The 21,116-nt window shown below is 71.2% G+C and carries 18 protein-coding genes and 1 pseudogene; 14 read left to right on the forward strand and 5 right to left on the reverse strand.

Features of this window, described 5'->3' with window-relative positions:
* Window positions 1–232 precede the first annotated feature (232 nt).
* The 11 genes from L0P92_RS11890 (at window position 233) to L0P92_RS11940 (ending at window position 11,073) form a co-directional block, all read left to right on the forward strand.
* Window positions 233–1,279, forward strand: a complete 1,047-nt coding sequence (locus L0P92_RS11890) for a LacI family DNA-binding transcriptional regulator (protein ID WP_234762527.1) — start codon at window positions 233–235, stop codon at window positions 1,277–1,279.
* A 155-nt stretch (window positions 1,280–1,434) separates the two neighbouring features.
* Complete coding sequence (locus L0P92_RS11895; RefSeq protein WP_234762528.1) at window positions 1,435–2,436, forward strand: ABC transporter substrate-binding protein; 1,002 nt, start codon at window positions 1,435–1,437, stop codon at window positions 2,434–2,436.
* 100 nt (window positions 2,437–2,536) lie between these two features.
* Window positions 2,537–4,075, forward strand: a complete 1,539-nt coding sequence (locus L0P92_RS11900; RefSeq protein ID WP_234762529.1) for a sugar ABC transporter ATP-binding protein — start codon at window positions 2,537–2,539, stop codon at window positions 4,073–4,075.
* Entirely contained in the window at window positions 4,072–5,172 is a 1,101-nt protein-coding gene (locus L0P92_RS11905; protein WP_234762530.1) for an ABC transporter permease, read from the forward strand. The genes L0P92_RS11900 and L0P92_RS11905 overlap by 4 nt, the downstream gene beginning before the upstream one ends.
* The gene (gene yjfF / locus L0P92_RS11910; RefSeq protein WP_234762531.1) at window positions 5,169–6,209 is read left to right on the forward strand and encodes a galactofuranose ABC transporter, permease protein YjfF; all 1,041 of its coding nucleotides are present in this window, start codon (window positions 5,169–5,171) and stop codon (window positions 6,207–6,209) included. Before L0P92_RS11905 ends, yjfF begins: the two co-directional genes overlap by 4 nt.
* 251 nt (window positions 6,210–6,460) lie before the next feature.
* Window positions 6,461–7,441 (forward strand): SCO2400 family protein, encoded by a 981-nt coding sequence (locus L0P92_RS11915; RefSeq protein ID WP_234762532.1) that lies wholly within the window; start codon window positions 6,461–6,463, stop codon window positions 7,439–7,441.
* Window positions 7,442–7,524: 83 nt separating this feature from the next.
* A complete protein-coding gene (locus tag L0P92_RS11920) occupies window positions 7,525–8,961 on the forward strand; it encodes a DUF2252 domain-containing protein (RefSeq protein WP_234762533.1) in 1,437 nt (478 codons plus the stop codon).
* Window positions 8,962–9,072: 111 nt separating this feature from the next.
* Entirely contained in the window at window positions 9,073–9,492 is a 420-nt protein-coding gene (locus L0P92_RS11925) for a DUF7144 family membrane protein (RefSeq protein ID WP_234762534.1), read from the forward strand.
* A 15-nt stretch (window positions 9,493–9,507) separates the two neighbouring features.
* Entirely contained in the window at window positions 9,508–9,909 is a 402-nt protein-coding gene (locus L0P92_RS11930; protein ID WP_234762535.1) for an SHOCT domain-containing protein, read from the forward strand.
* A gap of 22 nt (window positions 9,910–9,931) precedes the next feature.
* The gene (locus L0P92_RS11935) at window positions 9,932–10,552 is read left to right on the forward strand and encodes a GAP family protein (protein ID WP_234762536.1); all 621 of its coding nucleotides are present in this window, start codon (window positions 9,932–9,934) and stop codon (window positions 10,550–10,552) included.
* 110 nt (window positions 10,553–10,662) lie between these two features.
* On the forward strand, window positions 10,663–11,073 hold the full coding sequence (locus L0P92_RS11940; RefSeq protein ID WP_234762537.1) for an SHOCT domain-containing protein: 411 nt from the start codon (window positions 10,663–10,665) through the stop codon (window positions 11,071–11,073).
* A gap of 52 nt (window positions 11,074–11,125) precedes the next feature.
* Here the strand turns inward: L0P92_RS11940 and L0P92_RS11945 are convergent, their stop codons facing one another.
* From L0P92_RS11945 to L0P92_RS11955, 3 genes are all read right to left on the reverse strand, one after another.
* Window positions 11,126–11,323, reverse strand: a complete 198-nt coding sequence (locus L0P92_RS11945) for a DUF8691 family protein (RefSeq protein ID WP_234762538.1) — start codon at window positions 11,321–11,323, stop codon at window positions 11,126–11,128.
* A gap of 56 nt (window positions 11,324–11,379) precedes the next feature.
* Window positions 11,380–14,292, reverse strand: a complete 2,913-nt coding sequence (locus tag L0P92_RS11950; RefSeq protein WP_234762539.1) for a winged helix-turn-helix domain-containing protein — start codon at window positions 14,290–14,292, stop codon at window positions 11,380–11,382.
* Window positions 14,293–14,356: 64 nt separating this feature from the next.
* Window positions 14,357–14,800, reverse strand: coding sequence for a MarR family winged helix-turn-helix transcriptional regulator (locus tag L0P92_RS11955; protein ID WP_234762540.1), 444 nt, complete (start codon window positions 14,798–14,800; stop codon window positions 14,357–14,359).
* A gap of 91 nt (window positions 14,801–14,891) precedes the next feature.
* On the opposite strand from L0P92_RS11955, the gene L0P92_RS11960 reads away from it, so the two are divergent.
* Together L0P92_RS11960 and L0P92_RS11965 are read left to right on the forward strand one after the other, a co-directional pair.
* Window positions 14,892–15,890 (forward strand): NADP-dependent oxidoreductase, encoded by a 999-nt coding sequence (locus L0P92_RS11960; RefSeq protein WP_234762541.1) that lies wholly within the window; start codon window positions 14,892–14,894, stop codon window positions 15,888–15,890.
* Between the two features lie 106 nt (window positions 15,891–15,996).
* Window positions 15,997–16,416, forward strand: coding sequence for an organic hydroperoxide resistance protein (locus L0P92_RS11965; RefSeq protein ID WP_234762542.1), 420 nt, complete (start codon window positions 15,997–15,999; stop codon window positions 16,414–16,416).
* 191 nt (window positions 16,417–16,607) lie between these two features.
* Here the strand turns inward: L0P92_RS11965 and L0P92_RS11970 are convergent, their stop codons facing one another.
* Both L0P92_RS11970 and L0P92_RS45680 read right to left on the reverse strand, forming a co-directional pair.
* On the reverse strand, window positions 16,608–17,759 hold the full coding sequence (locus L0P92_RS11970) for a serine hydrolase domain-containing protein (RefSeq protein ID WP_234762543.1): 1,152 nt from the start codon (window positions 17,757–17,759) through the stop codon (window positions 16,608–16,610).
* A 9-nt stretch (window positions 17,760–17,768) separates the two neighbouring features.
* A pseudogene (locus L0P92_RS45680) lies at window positions 17,769–20,275 on the reverse strand (M14 family zinc carboxypeptidase).
* A gap of 233 nt (window positions 20,276–20,508) precedes the next feature.
* Between L0P92_RS45680 and L0P92_RS11980 the strand changes: the two are divergent.
* Window positions 20,509–21,116 (forward strand): EI24 domain-containing protein (locus tag L0P92_RS11980; protein ID WP_234762544.1); only part of this gene is annotated, 608 nt, incomplete at its 3' end.

The raw sequence follows: 21,116 nt of genomic DNA on the forward strand, positions 1-21,116 counted from the left end.
ACGCATCCCTCTTGACCGGCCCGAATTGTTAGCGCTCACAATGTCGTCCGCATTCACCAGTCGGCCCCGACGGCATGCAAGGAGGTATGAGCGTCGTGTCAGCAGTGCTTCAACTCGCCTTCCCGCCCCGTGCCGTTGGTCCTTCCGGAACACCGGCATGACGCGGCCGGCGCCGAACCATCGGCCCGCGGCGCGGGTCTTATCGGCGGACGACCGCCAAGGAGGTGCGGCCGTGACCCACTCGCAGCTTCGGCCGCCCACCATGGCCGACGTGGCACGCCAGGCCGGCGTGTCCCACCAGACCGTGTCCCGCGTGCTGGGGGACCACCCCAACGTGCGGGACGAGACACGGGCCAAGGTGCTGCGCGCGATCGAGGAGATGGGCTACCGCCGTAACTTCTCCGCCCGGGCCCTGGCCACCCGGCGCACCCGGACCCTGGGTGTGGTCGCCTCCAACACCACGCTCTACGGTCCGGCCAGTACGTTGTTCGCGCTGGAGGAGGCGGCGCGGGCCGAGGGCTATCTGGTCTCGACGGTCAGTCTGCGCAGGCTGACGGTGGAGACGCTGTCCGAGGCCCTGGACCGCCTCAGCGAGGGCGGGGTCGAGGGGGTCGTCGCCATCGCCCCGCAGCGGTCGGCGGTCGAGGCCCTCGCCGAACTCCGCCACCCGTTCCCGGTGGTGGCCGTGGGCACCGGTTCGGGCGCCGAGGTCCCCAGCGTCAACGTGGACCAGAATCTGGGCGCGCGGCTGGCCACCGCCCATCTGCTCGCCGCCGGCCACCGCAGGGTCTGGCATCTCGCCGGGCCCGAGGACTGGCAGGAGGCGGCGGACCGGGTCGACGGCTGGCGGGCGACCCTCGAAGAGGCGGGCGTGGAAGCACCGATGCTGCTGCGGGGGGACTGGAGTCCGCTGTCGGGCTACCGGGCCGGCCAGGAACTGGCGGGCTGGGTGGGACGCGGCCTGACCGCCGTCTTCGTGGCCAACGACCAGATGGCGCTGGGGGTGTTGCGGGCGCTGCGTGAGGCGGGCGTGCGTACGCCCCAGGACGTCGCGGTGGCCGGCTTCGACGACATTCCGGAGTCGGAGTTCTTCGCCCCGCCGCTCACCACCGTCCGGCAGGACTTCGCGACGGTGGGCAAGCGGAGCATCGCCCTGCTGCTCGACCTGATCGAGGGCCGTACCCCCTCCGGGACGTCCCAGGTCTCCATCGAACCCCAACTCGTCGTCCGGGCCAGCACGTTCCCGTACGCCCCGCAGCCGGGAGCCGCTCCCGGCTGACACCGCACCACCCCGGTCGCCTTTCTTCCTTCGGGCATGTGTGACCGGTATTTCGAACAATGATCGACAGGTTGGACGCAGCGCAGCCGGTCCACACGAGTACCAACCGAGTACCAGCGGTCCATCCCCGGGCCGGCTCTTCAAAGGAGAAGAACATGCTCAACAGACGGAACTTCCTCACCGCGGCGGTCGGCGTGGCGGCCGCGGGCGGCCTGGCGGCCTGCGCCAAGGAGGACGGCGGCTCCAACGGCTCCTCCTCCGGCGGCAGCAAGGCGATCACCCTCGGCTTCGCCCAGGTCGGCTCCGAGAGCGGCTGGCGCACCGCCAACACCGACTCGGTGAAGGCGGCCGCCAAGGAGGCGGGCTTCAAGCTGCAGTTCTCCGACGCGCAGCAGAAGCCGGAGAACCAGATCTCCGCGATCCGCAGCTTCATCGCGCAGAAGGTGGACGTCATCGCCTTCTCGCCGGTGGTCGTCACCGGCTGGGACGCCGTGCTCAAGGAGGCCCAGGCGGCGAAGATCCCGGTCGTCCTGACCGACCGGTCCGTCGACAGCGACGAGTCCCTGTTCGTCACCCTGGTCGGCTCCGACTTCACCGATGAGGGCCGCCGCGCCGCCAAGATCCTGGAGAAGGTCCTGGAGAAGGCCGGCCACAAGGGCAAGGTGAAGATCGCCCAGCTGGAGGGCACCACCGGTGCCGCCCCCGCGATCGAGCGCGCCAAGGGCTTCAAGGAGGTCATGGACGCCGAGCACAAGGACGACTGGGAGATCGTCGCCAGCCAGACCGGCGACTTCACCCGCGCCGGCGGCAAGCAGGTCATGCAGGCCTTCCTGCAGTCCAACCCGGACATCGACGTGCTGTTCGCGCACAACGACGACATGGGTCTCGGCGCCATCCAGGCCATCGAGGCGGCCGGCAAGAAGCCCGGCAAGGACATCCTCATCGTCACGGTCGACGGCGTGAAGGACGGCTTCATCGCCATGTCCGAAGGCAAGATCAACGCGATCGTCGAGTGCAACCCGCTGCTCGGCCCCCAGCTGATGGAGGCCGTGAAGAAGGTCCACGCCGGCGAGAAGGTCGAGCGCTGGATCAAGACCGAGGAGAGCGACTTCATGCAGGACCAGGCCAAGGACGCGCTCCCCACCCGCAAGTACTGACCGACCGCACCCACCGGCAGGGAGCCTCCGGCCGGCCGGCGACCATCCGGTCCCGGGAGGCTCCCTGCGGGCCTGAACCCATTTCAAGAGGAGCGCTGCCATGGCAGAGCCGCGGCCCGTCCTGGAGATGACGGGCATAGTCAAAGAGTTTCCGGGGGTACGGGCTCTGTCGGGCGTCGACTTCCGGCTCTTCCCCGGCGAGATCCACGCCCTCATGGGCGAGAACGGAGCCGGGAAGTCCACCCTCATCAAGGTGCTGACCGGGGTCTACTCCCTGGACGGCGGCACCATCACCCTCGACGGCAAGGCCGTGCGGATCGGCAGCCCGTCGGAGGCCCAGCACGCCGGCATCAGCACGGTCTACCAGGAGGTCAACCTCTGCCCCAACCTCTCGGTGGCGGAGAACATCTTCATCGGCCGTGAACCCACCCGCGCGGGCCGTATCCAGTGGAAGCAGATACGCAAGCAGGCCGCGGAGATGGTCGACCGGCTCGGCCTCGACATCGACGTGACGGCGCCGTTGTCCTCGTATCCGCTGGCCGTGCAGCAACTGGTCGCGATCGTACGGTCGGTGGGCCACGGCGACAGCGACGGCGAGGGCTCCGGCACCAAGGTGCTCGTCCTGGACGAGCCCACCTCCAGCCTCGACCGCGACGAGGTCCTCGAACTGTTCCGCCTGATGCGGCGGCTGCGGGACGAAGGCGTCGCGATCCTCTTCGTGTCGCACTTCCTGGACCAGATCTACGAGATCTGCGACCGCATGACGGTGCTGCGCAACGGCACCCTGGTCGGCGAGCACATGGTGGCCGACCTCGACCAGGTCGGGCTGATCGAGCTGATGATCGGCAAGGCCCTGGACCAGCTGGAGGGACTGCACGAGCACCAGCTGCGCTCCGACGTCGGCGAGACGCTTCTCAAGGCCGAGGGCCTCGGCCGCACCGGCGGTATCGCCCCCTTCGACCTGGAGATCAAGAAGGGCGAGGTGCTCGGCCTCGCCGGACTGCTCGGCTCGGGCCGCACCGAACTGGCCCGGCTGCTGTTCGGCGCCGACCAGCCCGACAGCGGCAAGGTGAGCGTCGCCGGCAAGCAGGTCTCGATGAGCGCCCCCAACGACGCCATCGGCGCCGGTGTCGCGTTCTGCTCGGAGAACCGCAAGACCGAGGGTCTCGTCCCCGACCTCACGGTGCGCGAGAACATCATCCTCGCCCTCCAGGCCTCCCGCGGCTGGACCCGGCCCATCCCGGTCTCCCAGCGCGACGAACTCGTCGCCAAGTACATCAAGGCCCTCGACATCCGCCCCGCCAACCCCGAGGCCCGCGTCGGCCAGCTGAGCGGCGGCAACCAGCAGAAGGTGCTGCTCGCCCGCTGGCTGATCACCCAGCCGAAGCTGCTGATCCTCGACGAGCCCACACGCGGCATCGACGTCGGCGCCAAGGCCGAGATCCAGAAGCTCGTGGTCTCCCTCTCCGAGGACGGCATGTCCGTGCTGTACATCGCGGCCGAACTGGAGGAGGTGCTCCGGCTCAGCCACACCATCGGAGTGCTGCGCGACCGCAAGCTCGTGGCACAGCTGACCAACGGGCCGGAGATCACCACCAGCAAGATCCTGGAGACCATCGCGAGCGGAGAGCACCAGTGAGTACCCCATCAGCGACCACCCCCTCCCGCTGGCGAGCACTGACGCACCACCACCTGTTCTGGCCGGTCGCGGTCCTGATCGCCCTGCTGCTCGTCAACGTCCCCTTCACACCCGACTTCTTCGCGATCCGGATGGCGGACGGCCACCTCTACGGCAGCCTCGTCTCGATCGTGCTGTTCGGCTCGCCGCTGATCCTGGTGGCGGTCGGCATGACCCTGGTCATCGCCACCGGCGGCATCGACCTCTCCGTCGGCGCGGTGGTCGCCATCACCGGCGCCCTGACCTGTTCGTACATCAGTGACCAGGCCGACCAGAGCGCGCTTTCCGGGGTCTTCCTCGCCATGGGCATCGGCCTGGTGGCGGCCGTGGTCTGCGGCCTGTGGAACGGCTTCCTGGTCGCCCGGATGGGCATCCAGCCCATCATCGCGACCCTCATCATCATGGTCGCCGGACGTGGTGTCGCCCAGCTGATCACCGACGGCCAGATCATCACCATCAACAGCGAGCCGTACAAGCTCATCGGCGGCGGCTACTGGCTGACCCTGCCCTTCTCCATCTTCGTCGTCGCCGCCGTCGTGGCCGTCACCGTCGCCCTGACCCGCCGTACGGCGCTCGGCCTGCTCGTCGAGTCGGTCGGCGGCAACGCGGAGGCCAGCCGTCTGGTCGGCATCCGCTCCCGGCGCATCAAGATCATGGTGTACATGTTCTGCGCCCTGTGCGCGGGCATCGCCGGCCTGATGATCAGCTCCAACACCTCGGCCGCGGACGGCAACAACGCCGGCCTGTGGATCGAGCTGGACGCGATTCTCGCGGTCGTCATCGGCGGCACCTCGCTGCTCGGCGGCCGGTTCTCCATCGGCGGCACCGTGATCGGCGCCCTCGTCATCCAGACCCTGACCACCACGATCTACACCATCGGCGTGCCCACCCAGACCAACCTGGTCTTCAAGGCCGCCGTCGTCATCGTCGTCTGTCTGCTGCAGTCCCCGAAGTTCCGGGCCAAGGTCTTCGGCGCGAAGGGACGCGCCCGCACCACCGCCCCGGCGGAGCCCGCCACCCCGGCCGACGCCGCCCCGAAGATGGAGGTGTCGCGATGAGCGCGACCACCAAGACCCGTACGGCGGCGGAAGGCCGTACGCCGTCCACGCCGGCACGGGCGTCCACGGCCGCGCGGCTGCTCGGCGACCGGCGGCTGCCCGTCCTGGTCACGGTCGGCCTGTTCCTCGCGATGTACATCGGCGGTCTCAGCCGCTACCAGAACTACGGTTTCGGTGAACCGCAGGTCTTCCTCAACCTGTTCATCGACAACGGCTATCTGCTGGTCGCCGCCGTCGGCGCCACCTTCGTCATCATGGCCGGCGGCATCGACCTGTCCGTCGGTTCGCTGATCGGCTTCACCACCATGTTCACGGCGTGGCTGGTGGAGCGGCAGGGCCTGCCGCTGCTGGTGGTCATCCCGCTCGCCCTGGGGGTGGGCGCGTTCGGCGGCTTCCTCATGGGCTATGTGATCCACAACTTCGAGATCCAGCCGTTCATCGTGACCCTCGCCGGCCTCTTCCTCTTCCGGGGCCTGTGCCTGGTCATCAGCAAGGAGTCCATCTCCGTCAGCGACTCCACGGTGAGCAGCATGGCCCAGACCCGGGTGTCGATCGGACTGGGGGAGCTGTCGATCGGCGCCCTCGTCGCCGTGGTCGTCGTCGCCGCCGCCTTCTACATCCTCCACTACACGCGCTTCGGCCGCCGGGTGTACGCGATCGGCGGCAACGAGCAGTCGGCGCTGCTGATGGGGCTTCCGCTGGGCGGCACGAAGATCGCCGTGTACACGGTGAGCGGCTTCTGCTCGGCGCTGGCCGGCCTGCTGTTCATGCTGTACATCCAGTCCGGTGACCCGCTGCACGCCGTCGGCATGGAGCTCGACGCCATCGCCGCGGTCGTCATCGGCGGCACGCTGCTGACGGGCGGCTCCGGTTACGTCCTGGGCACCCTGTTCGGCGTTCTCGTACTCGGCCTGATCAAGAGCATCATCCAGTTCGAGGGCACGCTCAGCTCCTGGTGGACGAAGATCGCCACGGGTGTGCTGCTGGGCGCGTTCATCCTGATCCAGCGGGCGATGACGACGCGCAAGCAAACCTAGGCCGGACCTGGGGACTTGGGTCGACGTGGCCCGTCGCGCGGCATACCGGCGACGGGCCACGTGGCGTTCTCGTACGGGCTGTTGCCCGGATCCGGCGCGGAGGATCGCGCCGAATGGTCGGGCTTGACCCCACCGACCAAACCGGAAAGGCCAGTTCCGCACAGAACCTTCACAGGAGCCGCTAGGAAAGGTGCAGGTCGGTTCCCTAGTCTTCCCGCGTCATGGACTACTGCCACCCGTGCCAACGGCACTTGAACGGCGCCCTTGCCTGCCCAGGGTGCGGCGCCACGATCCAAGAGCCGGGCAGGTACGCGGGCGCGCCCGGCGAGGCGTACCCGCAGCTGACCGAGCGGCCCGTACAGGCGCCTGTGGGGGTCGTGGGCGGCCAGGGGGCGTACGCGGGGTACGAGGCGCGGTACGGGGCTGACGCCGGCCAGTACGGCGGCACTGCGGGGCAGTACGGCGGTGGCGAGTACGGCGACCACCACACCGACGCCGGCCACCGCGAAGAGGCCGCGGACACGGGCACGGACGCCGGTGAGACGGCCGAGGCCGCTGCGGTCGCGCCGGTCGGCGGACGGGCCGCGCGGCGGGCGGCACAGCGGCGCGGCCGCGGGCGCGGTCAGGACGAGTACGGCGCCGGCCACGACGATCAGGGCGAGCGGGACGAGTACGACGACGAGGACGACGGTGACCTGGACGAGGAGCCCGGGGCGGCCGGTGCGAGCCGGCGCGACCGCAAGGCCGCAGCGCACCGTCGCCGGCGTCGCCGGACCCTGCTGATCGCCGCCGGGTTCGTCCTGGCCGCCGGCGGTCTGAGCCTCGCCGAACTCGGCATGGACGCCCCGGGAAGCAGCCCGAAGCCGGCCGCGGCCGGTGACGAGTCGGCGGAGGGCGCGGCCTCGGAGGAGGTCACCGCGTCCCCCGAGGCGACGGACGGCACGACGCGGACGGGCGGGGGCTCGCGTTCGGCGAGTCCCTCGGCGTCTCCCTCGTCCTCGAAGTCCCCGAAGGACGAGGACGACAAGAAGGACGAGGACAAGACCCCCGACAAGGACGCCCAGTCGGCGACCACGGGCAGCGGCGGCTCCGACACCTCGACCGCGGCCCCCGCCCCCACCTCCGAACCGCAGGCCCCGGCGCCGACCGCCGACCCGACCACACAGGACCCGACCCCGCAGCCGACCCCGTCCGAGACGGAGTGCGACCGGTTCCTGTGGTGGTGCACCTGAGCCTTTCCCGTTCGCGCCTCACCTGCTCCGGGTGATCCCGCCGCCGTGCGCCGCTGTGACCATGCGGGCAAGGAGGTCCGGTCATGGCGACGATCTACGACGGCCCGCTCGCACCGATGCCCGACGCCCCGCTCTCCCCGGACGAGCGGACGGCACTCGGCAAGGAGACGCGCGCTCGTGTCCCGCGCTCCGCCCACGCGCTCTACGAGCCCGACGAGAAGCGGCCCGACCCCCTCGACATCATCGAGCGGCAGTCCGCCACCCGGGTCCCCGAACTCGTCCCCGTCCGCTACGGCCGGATGCTCGAATCGCCGTTCCGCTTCTACCGGGGAGCCGCGGCGATCATGGCCTCCGATCTGGGCGCGGCGCCGCACACCGGGCTGTACGCCCAGCTGTGCGGTGACGCGCACCTGCTGAACTTCCGGCTCCTCGCCTCGCCCGAACGCCATCTCGTCTTCGACATCAACGACTTCGACGAGACCCTGCCGGGCCCCTTCGAGTGGGACGTCAAGCGGCTCGCCGCGTCCCTGGTGATCGCGGGCCGGGCCAACGGGTTCCCGGCGAAGCGGTGCGCCACCGCGGTGCGCGCCGGGGTCGAGTCCTACCGCGAGCGGATGCGCGAGTTCGCCGGGGCGCGCACCCTCGACGTCTGGTACGCCCGTGACGACTTCGACCAGATCGCGGCGCTGCTGCCCGAGCGGCCCGGCAAGGCGGACGAGCGGCGCGCCACCCGCGCGGCGGCCAAGGCCCGCACCCGCACCAGCCTCCAGGCGGCCGCCAAGCTGACCCGGGTGGTCGACGGCACACCCCGGATCGTCTCGGATCCCCCCTTGATCACCCCGCTCGCCGAGCTGCTGCCCGGCGCCGAGGGCGAGGGCCTGGCACGGATGCTGCGGACCCTGGTCGACGACTACCGGTCCAGCCTGACCTCCGAGCGTCGGCACCTGCTCAGCCGGTACCACGTGGTCGACATGGCGCGGAAGGTCGTCGGGGTCGGCAGCGTAGGCACCCGCTGCTGGATCATCCTGCTGCTCGGCCGCGACGACGGCGACCCGCTCCTGTTGCAGGCCAAGGAGGCGGGGGAGTCGGTCCTCGCCCCCTACTGCGAGGCGAGCCCGTTCCAGAACCAGGGCGAGCGGGTGGTGACCGGACAACGGCTGATGCAGGCCGCCAGCGACATCTTCCTCGGCTGGCAGCACGTCACCGGCCTCGACGGCCGCGAACGCGACTTCTACGTACGGCAGTTGCGGGACTGGAAGGGCATCGCCCGCCCCGAGACCATGGACCCCGGCACCCTGGCCCTGTTCGCCCGCCTGTGCGGCGCCTCACTGGCCCGCGCCCACGCCCGCTCCGGCGACCCCGTCGCCATCGCCGCCTACCTCGGCCGCCGCGACACCTTCGACCGCGCCCTGGTCCGGTTCGCCGAGTCCTACGCCGACCAGAACGAACGCGACCACCGGGAACTGGCCGACGCCGTCGCCGCCGGCCGTGTCACCGCCAGGACCGACCCGGCGGCATGACCTCGGGCGACGCACCCTCACCCGCCGAGGGTGACGACGGGAGCCGCCCAGTGGATCAGGCTCGGGGTGTACGGCTGCGCGCCGCAGCCCGTCGAGGAAAGGGAGGCCACCATGGCCACCACCAGCCGTCCCCAGCATCGGGAGAGGACGCAGACCGCCGCGACCGGCCTGACGCTGTTCGCCGGTGTGATGCTGTTCATCGCCGGGATCCTCGATGTCTTCCGGGGAATCATGGGGATCGCCGAGGACGACGTCTACGTCTCCACCCCCAACTACATCTTCAAGTTCGACCTGACCAGCTGGGGCTGGATCAACCTGCTGTTCGGGGCCATCGCCCTGGTCGTGAGCTTCGGCCTGTTCACGGCGAAGACCTGGGCGCGGGTCATGGGCGTCGGCATCGCGGCCCTGCTGCTGATCGCCAACTTCCTGTCCATCCCGTACTACCCGGTCTGGTCGCTCACGCTGATCGCGCTGTACGCGTTCATCATCTGGGCGCTGTGCGTGGTCCGGAAGGACCCCATGTCCGATTAGCGAAGGGGGAACACCATGGACTACCCCCTGCTCGACGTGTTCTGGACCATGCTCTGGTTCTTCCTGTGGATCATGTGGCTGATGCTGCTGTTCCGCGTGGTCGCCGACATCTTCCGGGACGACGCGCTCGGCGGCTGGGGCAAGGCCGGCTGGACACTGACGGTGTGTGTGCTGCCGTTCCTGGGCATCCTCGGCTACCTGGTCGCCCGCGGCCGGGGGATGGGCGAACGCGAGCTGAACCGGGCCCAGGACCGGGAACGGGCGTTCCGCGCCTACGTCCGGCAGGCCGCCGCACCGGAGCCGAGGACGCCGGGCACCAAGGCGGACGAGCTGGGCCGGCTGGCCGCGCTGCACGACCGGGGCGCCATCACCGACGCCGAGTACGAGCGGGCCAAGTCCAGGGTCCTGACGACCTGACGAACCCGACGCGGAGGCGGACGTGGACGGTCTGAATGTGCTGCCGCTGGCCGTGACCATGATGATCGGCCCGCAGATCATGTCGGCGATCATCTTCGTCACCGCCCCCCGGGCCGTCCGCGTCTCGCTCGGCTTCCTCCTCGGCGTCGCCGTCGCCGCCACCGTCGGCACCGCCATCGCCTTCGGCCTCGCCTCGGCGTTCGACCTGGGCGACCCCGACGACGGCGGCTCCAGCGGCAGGATCATCCAGTACGTGCTGGTCGGCCTCCTGGCCGCGGGCGCCCTCAAGAACTGGATACGGCGGGAGACCATCCAGCCACCGAAGTGGCTGGGCACCCTGATGTCGGCGGACGCCAAGCGGGCCCTGAAGGTCGGGCTGCTCGTCATCCTGCTGATGCCGTCGGACATCGTCGTCATGCTGACGGTGGGCACCAACCTGGCCCAGGCGAACGCGAACTTCGCCGAGGCCCTGCCCTTCGTCGCGGCGACCGTGCTCATCGCCGCGCTGCCGCTGCTGTCCCTGCTGCTCTTCCACCACCGGGCGACGGCCGCCATGCCGCATGTGCGGGACTGGATGAACACGCACAGCTGGCTGATCAACATCGTGGTCTGCGTGATCTTCATCGTGCTGATCCTCGTCTGACCGCCCACCCGCCGTGGGTGATGCCGTCCCGGGCCGACAGGCGCAGCGTGGAGAGCGTCAGGCTTCGAGTGCCGCCGTGGCCCCACGGCGGCCGGCATGTGGAGGAAACCGTGGACTATCCGCTGCTCAACGCGTTCCTGACCATGCTCTGGTTCTTCCTGTGGGTCATGTGGTTCGTGCTGCTGTTCCGGGTCATCGGCGACATCTTCCGGGACGACACCATGGGCGGCGGAGCCAAGGCGGGCTGGACGGTCTTCGTATGTCTGCTGCCGTACCTCGGCGTCTTCGTCTACCTGATCGCCCGCGGCCGCGGGATGGGCGAGCGCGACGTGCGCCAGATGCAGCGGCAGGAGCAGGCGTTCCGCTCCTACGTCCAGGAGGCCGCCGCCGGCACCCCGGCCACCGGTGAGGCCCGCGCGACCCGCGTGGACGAACTGACCAGGCTCGCCGGGCTGCACGACCACGGCGACATCACCGACGCCGAGTACGAGCAGGCCAAGGCGAAGGTCCTCGCGGGCTGAGTCCTCGCGGGCTGCGCGAAACCCGGCCGTCACCGCTGCGGAGCCGGCGCCCTCACTCCGGGAGCCGGCGGAACTCCGCCACGCGCAGCCCGAGCGACTGGAACCGGACCAACAGGCCGTAGAGATGCGCCTCGTCGTCGACCGGGCCGTACAGCACGGTCTGGCTGGGGACGACGAACGTCTTCAACTCGGGGAACGCCGTGGTCAGCTCGTCCGACATCTCCCCGTCGACGCGGATCTCGTAGCGCATGACCTCAATGCTGGGCGACCGGAGGCGCGGTGGCATCACCCGGGCGAGGTGACACGTCAGAGCAGTCCGAGGTCGCGGGCATGGCGGACGGCCTCGCCGCGCCGGGTGGCGGCGAGCTTGCGGTAGATGCTCTTCAGGTGCGTCTTCACCGTGTTGACCGACAGATGCAGATCGGCGGCGATCTCCTCGGTGGACATCAGCTGGGCCAGCCGTTCGAGGACGTCCTGCTCCCGCGCGCTGAGCGGCTCCGGAGGCGGCGGCTGCGCGCGGTGCGGCGCGAGCGTGCCGGTCAGCCAGGTGTGTTCCCGGGCGAGCGCGGGCCGGCGCAGCAGCCGGCCGAGCCACGGCCCGGCCTCCAGGAACGGCCGTCTGAGCTGGTGCGGACGGGCCGCCGCCAGGGCCCGCAGCACCAGGCCCTCCGCGGCCGGGGAGTCACCCCTCGCCTCGAGGACCTGCGCACGGGTCAGCAGCAGCCACACGTCGACGGCCGGTCCCTGGTCCCGGGACTCGGGGAGCGCGTCGAGGATCCGCAGCGCCCGTTCACCGTCGCCCGCGGCCACCCGGGCCCGGGCCTCGGCCGCCCGGCTCTCCGGGCTGTGCAGCGGCTGTTCCTCGAAGACCTTCACCGCCGCCTTCGGATCGCCGTCCGCCAGATGCGCCGCCGCCGTGGCCATGGCGATACGGTCGCTCACCCACGGGGAGGGCTCGGCGGAGCCCAGGGGCTGCCGCGTCATGTCGTCGAGAGCCGACAGCGCCGCCCGGGGGTCGCCCCTGGCCACCAGCATCCGGGAGCGCAGGATCGCCAGCTCCACGGCCATCAGGGGATCGCGGGAGGCGGCGGACGTGGCGGCCGCCTCGTCGAGATGGTCCTGGGCCGCCGTCAGGTCGTCGCGGTCCACGGCGACCGCGGCCAGCACCAGCTGGGGCATCCCGGTGCGGTACGCCACCGGCAGCCCCGAACGCTCCGCCTCGGCGACCGCCCCCCGGGCATGTGCCTCGGCCTGACCGGGCCGGCCGTGCAGGAAGTCGATCAGCGCCAGCCGGCCCAGGGCGTGTTGCGAAAGTCCCGTCGTCCGCCCGGAGGGCGGGCCGGGCGGCGTCATGGGGGTCCCCCCGCGCGAGGTTGTTCGAGCGTGGGGGAGCGTGCTCTCAGCGTGCCGGGCGGAAGCCCTCGTACTGCTTGTACGTGGGCTTTCGTCCGGTGCGGCGAGAGTGCGGGCCAGGCGTCGCCCGGCAGGCGGGACTTTCGCAACACGCCCTGGCGCCTCGTGCCGGGGGAACGCCGTCGAGAGCCCCTCGGCGGCGGCGTCGACGGCGGCGGACAGTGTGCCGCGCGCGGCGTCGAAGCGGCCTGCCCACAGTTGGGCCGAACCGAGGTCGGTGAGCATCAGGGCCGTCAGCTCCGGGCTGCGCTCCAGCCGGTCGGCGGGCAGGGCCTGTTCCGCCTCGGCGGCGTCCCGCGCCGCCGTCTCGGCCAGGTCCGCCGAGCCCACCACCCGGGCGGCCAGCACCCGCAGCACCGCACAGCTCAGCCGCGTCGCCGCGGCGTCGTCGGTGCTGTCGGCGCCGAGGTCCGGCAGGTTCTCCTCCGCGCGCCGCAGATACGTGACACCCCGGTCTACGTCGTGGTGGGCCAGCTCGCGCGCCGCGCGCACCAGGTCGGGCGCGGGACCGGACGCCTCCGGTGCCATCCCGGCGAACAGCGCGTCCAGCCGCTCGGCCGCCAGCCCGGTCAGCAGCCGGCCGATCGCCAGCTGGCCGACGAGCTCGGTGGCGGCCAGCTCCCAGTCACCTGCGTCCGCCGCATGCCGCAGCGCCTCGTCGAGCAGCCCCGCCCGGCTCAGCCACTCGGCGGCCCTGCGGTGCAGCTCCGGCTCCAGGCCCGGGTGGCGCACCCGCAGACGCACCCGGAGGATCTCGGCGAAGAGCGAGTGCAGCCGGTACCACGAGTGCCCGAGGGGCTCGACGAACGCGTTCGCGCGCTGCAGCGTCTCCAGGACCGGCTCGGCGTCGTCCCGTCCGGTGAGGGCGTTGGTCAGGTCGGGGTGGGTCCTCTCCAGGATGCTGGTGCGCAGCAGCAGGTCCTGGGTCTCGGCGGGCTGGGCGCGCAGCACCTCGCCCAGGAGGAAGTCGGCCACCGTGCTGTGCCCGGCCTCGAAGTCGTCCAGGAAGCTCTCCGGGTCGTCGGCCCGCTGCGCGGCCAGGGCGCACAGCCGCAGCCCCGCCGCCCAGCCCTCGGTGCGTTCGGTCAGTGCCCGCGCGGCCTCGGCCGACAGCGGCAGCCCGTGCCGGTCGACCAGGGCCGCCGTCTCCTCGGCGCGGAAGGCCAGGTCGTCGGCGCGGATGTCGACGAGTTCCCCGGCGGCCCGGTAGCGGTACAGCGGCAGCAGCGGCTCGGTGCGGCTGATGACCACCAGGCGCAGTCCGTCACCGGCGTGCCGGAGCACGAACTGCAGCTCGTCGGCGACCGCGGCGGATTCGGCGACCCGGTCGAACTCGTCCAGGACGAGGATCACCCGGCTGTCCCGTTCGTTCAGCCAGGCCGCGAGCCGGGCCAGCAGCGAGTGGTCCACCTCGCCGGGCCGGGCCGGACCGCGGATGTGCTCGGGCAGGGCGATCCCGTGGTGCCGCAGCGCGTGCAGGACGTACGACCAGAAGACACCGGGCGCGCTGTCCTGCGGCTCCACGGTCAGCCAGGCGACGGCCCCCGGTGCGCGGGCCGTGACCCAGTCGGCGACCAGCAGCGTCTTGCCCGCCCCCGCGGGCCCGTCGACCAGGGTCAGCGGCCGGCCCGCCCCCTCGTCCAACTGCTCGACGAGCCGCTCCCTGCGGACGAACGTCCCCGGCACGCTCGGCACGGTCAGCCGGGCGGCGAGCACCGGGTCACCGCCCGGAGTCACCCCCGCCCCGACGGAACGCCCGTCACGCCCGTCACGCCCCTCACGGCTGCCCGAGCGGTACACCACCACGTTCCGATCCTCGCCCCGGCCCGAACCACCCGCAACCGGCGCCCTGGGGCAGCGGGGCGCGGCCCTAGACCTCCACGCCCAGCATCCGCCGCAGCAGATCCCGCAGAGTCAGTCGCTGTTCCTCCGACAGCCCGGCCAGGGGCTCCCGGGCGAAGCGGAGGGAGTCGCGCAGGCTGCGGGCGACCTGGCGGCCGTCGTCCGTCGCCGCCGCCAGCTTCACCCGGCGGTCGGCCGGGTCCGGGCGCCGCTCCACCAGGCCCCGGCTCTCCAGGCGGTCCACGATGCCGGTCACGTTCGACGGCTCGCAGCGCAGCCGCTGGGCCAGCTTCCGCATCGGCAGCGGCTCCAGCGACAGCAGGCTGAGCAGCCGCGCCTGCGCACCGGTGAGCGCGTGCTCGGCGGCGGCCTCCTCGTACTCCTCGTGGTAGCGGGCCACGACGGAGCCGATGAGGTCGACGACCTCGAGGGTCAGCTCATCGGGGCGGCGGGTCTTGGGTGGAGTGGCCATGCTCTCAGCGTACCCCCGTTACTTGACATCATGAAATATTCAGGAGCATGGTTGTTTCAGATGCTGAAGTAAATTCTGGAAAGGCGCACTGATGACCAACCGCGAATGGCACCTCCTCTCCCGCCCCGTCGGCTGGCCCAAGGACGAGGACTTCGCCCTGGTCGAGACCGAGGTGCCCGCGCCCGGTGAGGGCCAGGTGCTCGTACGCAACAAGTACCTCTCCGTCGACCCCTACATGCGCGGCCGCATGTCGTCGGCCAAGTCCTACGTCGCCCCCTTCGAGCTCGGCAAGGTCATGCAGGGCGGGGCCGTAGGCGAGGTCGTCGCCTCCAACGCCGAGGGCATCGCCGTCGGCGACCACGTCCTGCACTTCTTCGGCTGGCGCGAGTACGCCGCCGTGGACGCGAAGAACGCCGTCAAGGTCGACCCCGACGCCGCGCCCCTGTCCACCTACCTCGGCGTCCTCGGCATGACCGGCCTCACCGCCTACGCCGGCCTGCTGCGGGTCGGCGCCTTCAAGGAGGGTGACGCGGTCTTCGTCTCGGGCGCGGCGGGTGCCGTCGGCAGCCAGGTCGGCCAGATCGCCAGGCTCAAGGGCGCCTCCCGGGTCATCGGCTCGGCCGGCTCGGACGAAAAGGTCAAGCTCCTCGTCGAGGAGTACGGCTTCGACGCCGCGTTCAACTACAAGAACGGCCCGGTCTGGGAGCAGCTCAAGGAGGCCGCCCCCGACGGCATCGACGTCTACTTCGACAACGTCGGCGGTGAGCACCTGGAGGCCGCCATCGGCGCGCTCAACCTCCGGGGCCGTGCCGTGATCTGCGGCATGATCTCCCAGTACAACTCGACCGAGCCGACCCCCGGCCCGCGCAACATGGTCAAGATCCTCCAGAACCGCCTCCGCGTCGAGGGCGTCCTGGTCGGCGACCACTACGACCTCCAGCCGCAGTTCGTCTCCGAGGTCGGTCCGTGGGTGGCCGCCGGTGAGCTGAAGTACCGCGAGACGGTCGTCGAGGGCATCGAGAACAACCTGGAGGCGTTCCTCGGGGTCCTGCGCGGCGACAACACCGGAAAGATGATCGTCAAGCTGTAGGCACCCACCAGCTCTGGTGCTGTATTTCCGGCATGCGGTAACTTCTTTCCGAAATCTGTCGCGATCGTGGGCGCGAGTCGCGACGGACCGAGGAGGAAGACACCGCATGTCCATCCAGCAGTCCGACGTCCTGTACACCGCCGTCGCCACCGCCGAGAACGGCCGCGACGGCCGGGTCGCCACCGACGACGGCAAGCTCGACGTCGTAGTGAACCCGCCCAAGGAGATGGGCGGCAGCGGCGCCGGCACCAACCCGGAGCAGCTGTTCGCGGCCGGCTACAGCGCCTGCTTCCAGGGCGCCCTCGGCGTCGTCGCCCGCCAGGAGCAGGCCGACATCTCCGGCTCGACCGTCACCGCCAAGGTCGGCATCGGCAAGAACGAGGACGGCTTCGGCATCATCGTCGAGATCTCCGCCGACCTCCCGAAAGTCGACGCCGCGACCGCCAAGGCCCTCCTTGAGAAGGCCCACCAGGTCTGCCCGTACTCGAAGGCGACCCGCGGCAACATCACCGTGACGCTCGTCTGACACGCTCGTTGCACCGGCGGAGGCCGCACCCTTGGACGTAGGGTGCGGCCTCATCGGCGGTGGGCGCGACGTCCTAGGGGCGCGGGGCTGTACTGATATGCGGCTCCGCCGCGCGGGCGCGACCAGCCCCCACCGGGCCGCACCCGCGATACGACCGAACCCCCCGAGCTATTAGGCGCACGCACCGGGCATCACCCCGCGAGCGCCGCCGAATGCACCGCCCGCACAAACCGCCCGTTCTCCGGAGCAGCCCCACCAGGAAACGCACACCGACGCCGGGTGTACCCATAAGCCAGCCCAGCGCGGGGATCCGCAAACGCCTGCGACCCCCCAGCCCCACTGTGCCCGAACGCACCGGCACCCAGGAACGGATACCACGTGTCAGCCGTAGCCTGAAAACCCAGCCCGTACGACTTGTGCGCCCGCGCCACCAGGTCGTACCCGGTCGAATGGATCTGCCCGACCTCCGCGACCGTGTCCGGCTTCAGCAGCGGCGGCCGCTCGCCCAGCTCACTGATCGCCGCCGCGTACATCCCGGCCAGCCCCCGCGCGGACGCGACCCCGCCCGCCGACGCCGGCCCGCTCGCGCGCACGGCACGGGAGTTGGCGTAGTCCACCAGCTCACCCGGATCCGGCACATGCGTGTTGAACGCGATCGACGACAGGGTGTGCGGCCCCTGCGGCACCGAGTCCAGCACCGCCTGCTGCTCCGGCGTCGGCGCCATCGGCTGCACCGAGCGGAAGCGCGGCTCCAGCTCCTCGGGCAGCCCGAGGTGGAAGTCCAGGCCGTACGGCGCCCGCACCCGCTCCTCGTACAGCTCCTGGAGCGTACGGCCGGTGGCACGCCGTACGACCTCACCCGTCAGTGCGCCGATGACGAGCGCGTGATAGCCGAAGGCCGTGCCGGGGCGCCAGAACGGCCGCTGGTCGGCGAGGCGTTCGGCAATCGCGCGGTCGTCGGCCAGCTCGTCCCGGGTGAAGCCGGCGTCGAGCCCGACCAGCCCGGCCCGGTGCGAGAGCAGCTCGCGCAGGGTCACCCCGGCCTTGCCCTCGGCGCCGAACTCCGGCCAGTAGTACGTCACCTTGCGGTCCGGTTCTAGCGTGCCGTCCTGGATCAGGAGCGCGACCACCAGATGGGCGGCGCCCTTGGTGGAGGAGAACACGCCGTAGAGCGAGTCGGCCTCGCAGCCGTCGCCGGCCCACAGGTCGACGACCTTCCGGCCCTGCACATAGGCGCACAACTGGCCCTCGTAGTCGGGCAGTTCACCTGCCACGAACGCGGCGAACTCCTCCCGTACCGCCTCGAAGCCGTCCGCCACGCTGCCGTGGATCCGCTGCGTCATCCGCTCTCCTCATCTGGTGCCACTGGCCTGCGCCATGCTGAACAACGCCCGTCCGACCTGGGCGAACTCACCCTTCGGATGATCCCGGAAGAGCGGCTCGGTGCCGAACAGGACGGCTTCCGGCCCGCTGACCACCGACGCCCGGCCCGCCGCGTCCGCCGGCCCACCGGAACCGTCCTGCGACGGCCGCCAGTGCCCGGAGACCAGCGGGTTCCCGGCGCCGTAGGCCTGCTCGACCCGCACGTCCGGGCCCAGGTCGGTGAACCACACGGGCGCGTACACGAACCCGTGGTCCGGCGCACCGGACATCAGAAGGCTGCCCGAGTTCCGCACCCTTACCACCCCGTTGGCGTCCCCGTTGCCCTCGACCGGCTTCACCGCCAGCAGCCCCGCCGCCGCGTTCAGCTCGGCGCCGGTGACGCCCCTGCCGACGAGACCGTGGCCGTCGAGGAAGGCGTCCAGGGCGGTGCGGGCGGCGGCGCTCAGATCGCCGTACTCCAACCCCACCGACACGAACAGCACGTCCACCGACGACCAGTCGAACCCGGCGTTCAGCACGTCCGCCGAGACCGGCGTGACCTCGAAGTTCATCTCCCGCAGCGCGAACAGCTCGCCCGCGGTGACGGCGGCGGCGACCCGGGTGCGCTGGAGCGGGGCCGTGCCGGTGAGCCGCGTCGCGTGGAAGGCGACGTCGTAGCGGCGGGCGGCCTCCCCGGCCTGCAGCCGCGCCGAGCCCGGCACGATCGCACTGCCGTCGGCGGCCCGGCGCGCCCGGACGCCCTCGCGGAGCAGGGAGTTGAGCGCGGCGACCTCGTTCGGGTCGTCGAGCCGCAGCCGCAGATCGCCGCGCGGCGCGACGTACGCGACCGGGGACGCCTCACGGACCGGGCGCAGTACACCGCCGTACGGCATGCGCGGCAGCGTCCGCACCGTCGCACCCCACAGCCGGCCGAGGCTCCAGCCCGAGATGTCGTACATCGCCGACACCTTGTCGCTGATGTCCCGCCCGTCCGCGAGGAGCACGTTCGCGAGCCCGCGCTTGGCCTGGTGCATGTCGACGACGTACGAGCCCCTGGCGTACGTCCGGCCGCCGAGCCGGAAGGAGCGGGTGGCGCGCATGACACGTACGTCGTTGGCGAGGAGGTGGTCGACGAGGCGGGCGGCGGCCGTGGTGCCCGGGGCCGGGATGACGTACGCGCGGGGGAAGGTGGTCGTGTAGACGTCCTCGGGGCCGATGCCGGGGACGCCCGGGACGGTCTGCGGGGACACCGGCACCTGCGCGGCGCCCGCGGCTCCCCGCCGGAAGACCTCGATCTGGTCGGCGACCAGCGAGGCGCGCCTGGTGCGGACGAAGTCGAGGGTGGCGCGCAGGGCAGCCCCAGCGGTTTGTGGGTTCGGGCTCCGCTTGATCCCTGCCGGTGTTACGGTCTGGGTCCCGGCGCATGAGTTCGTGAAGGCACAAGCCCGGCATAGCCGGTGGACCCGGTTTTGTGCGGACGTCGAGGGCGTCAGGTGCGGGGCACAGTCAACTGCCTCTGCCACCCGACGGGTGGCTGGACGCGTACGTCGCATCGCAGCCAGCGGTGACCGTAGCGCAAGCCTGCCGCGCCCAAGCGGTGGGCAGTTGACGAACAGGTCGTACCCCTGTTCACGAGGTGCGGGTACGTTGGTGGGCACATTCACGGTGCCGTTGACGTACCCGCACCAGTCCCACGTCATCGGCGCGAACCCTGGACAACCGTGAAACGCATCGCGGTGACGAAGTCCCGGTTCATGTCGAAGCCGTTCGCGTTCGCGCGGGTTCCGGCGATACGGCCGTCCGGGTTGGCGGTGATGTTGAAGTACAGCCGGCTGTGGGCGAGCAGATCGCGGGTCTTGGCGTCCTGGGCGGTGGCCAGCCGCCGGATGAGCTTCAGGGAGGCGTCGGTGCCCTCCCACTCGTCGCCGTGGATGTTGCTGTTGACGAAGACCGGCGCCTTGTAGGTCCGCTTGATCTCGGACGACTTGGCGGCGAGGGCCGGCGCCCGCTCGATGAGCTCGCGCATCCGTGCCTGCGAGCGTGCCTGACGGGCCGTCTCGGGACCGGTGACGGTGACGAGATACAGCCGGTGCCCGCCCGCCGACCGCCCCGCGACCTCGACGCTCACCCGGTCGCCGAGGGCCTGGAGGCGGTTCAACTCGGGCGCGAGGGCGTGGTACGGGGTGAGGCCCAGCTTGAGGGACTTGTCGCCCGGGTTCACCGGGTCCGGGCCGAGGACCTGCTGCCGGGGATAGCCACGCCCGTCGTCACCGAGCGTCGCCTCCGCCTCCGGCGCGGCCCCGACGCCGGTGAGCGCCCGCTGGGCCGCGCTCAACGGCGCCCGCGCCACCTGCTGGTCGAGCGCGGCCTCCCGGTGGACCGGGGGCCGGGGTTCCGCCGCGCCGGCGTCCGGGCCGAGGAGCAGGGAGCCGGCCGTGGTGACGGCGAGGGCGATGAGCGGAACGGGTCTCGCAGGAACGGTTCTCGTGTTGCGCACGCGTACCTCCTCCGGGAACTTCCTGAGATCGGTACGGCGAGGTGTACCTGTTCGACTCAACCGCAACAAGAGGGAGTTGGTGTCACGGATGCCCCGGATGGCGCATCCGAGCGCCGGAGCGCGGACCTGCGGGGGAGGAGAGAGGGCCGCGACGAACCGGTGCGGGACCGCGGTGACCGGGCGCCGAAACGGCCGTGACTGCCGTGTGACACGGCCCGACTAGAGTTCGGGCCATGCGCGATCTCGGGACCGGATTCAGGTATCTCCTCAAGGGCCAGCGATGGGTGGCCCGGCACGGCAAGCAGTACGAGTTCGGGCTGATCCCGGGCCTGATCACCCTGGTGCTCTACGTGGCCGCCCTGGTCGCGCTCGCGATCTGGGGCGAGGCCTTCGTCTCCTGGTCGACGCCGTTCGCCGACGACTGGTCGAGCCCTTGGCAGGGTCTCTTCCGCGGGTTCCTCACCGCCGTCCTGTTCGCCCTCGGCCTGCTCCTCTCCGTGATCACCTTCACCGCGGTCACGCTCCTCATCGGCCAGCCCTTCTACGAGAGCCTCTCCGAGAAGGTCGACCGCGACGTCTCCCCCGACGGCACCGTCCCCGTCTCCGGCCTCCCGCTCTGGCGCGAACTGCTGATCTCGGCCCGTGACAGCCTCCGCATCGTCCTGCGCGCCGCCCTCTGGGGAGTCCTGCTCTTCGCCCTCGGCTTCATCCCGGTCCTCGGCCAGACCGTCGTCCCGGTCATCGGCGTCTTCGTCACCGGCTTCTTCCTCACCGAGGAACTCACCGCGGTCGCCCTCCAACGCCGCCGCGTGGAACTCCCCGAGCGCCTCACCCTCCTCCG

This window comes from Streptomyces muensis (assembly GCF_021474425.1).
Taxonomy (GTDB): Bacteria; Actinomycetota; Actinomycetes; order Streptomycetales; family Streptomycetaceae; genus Streptomyces; species Streptomyces muensis.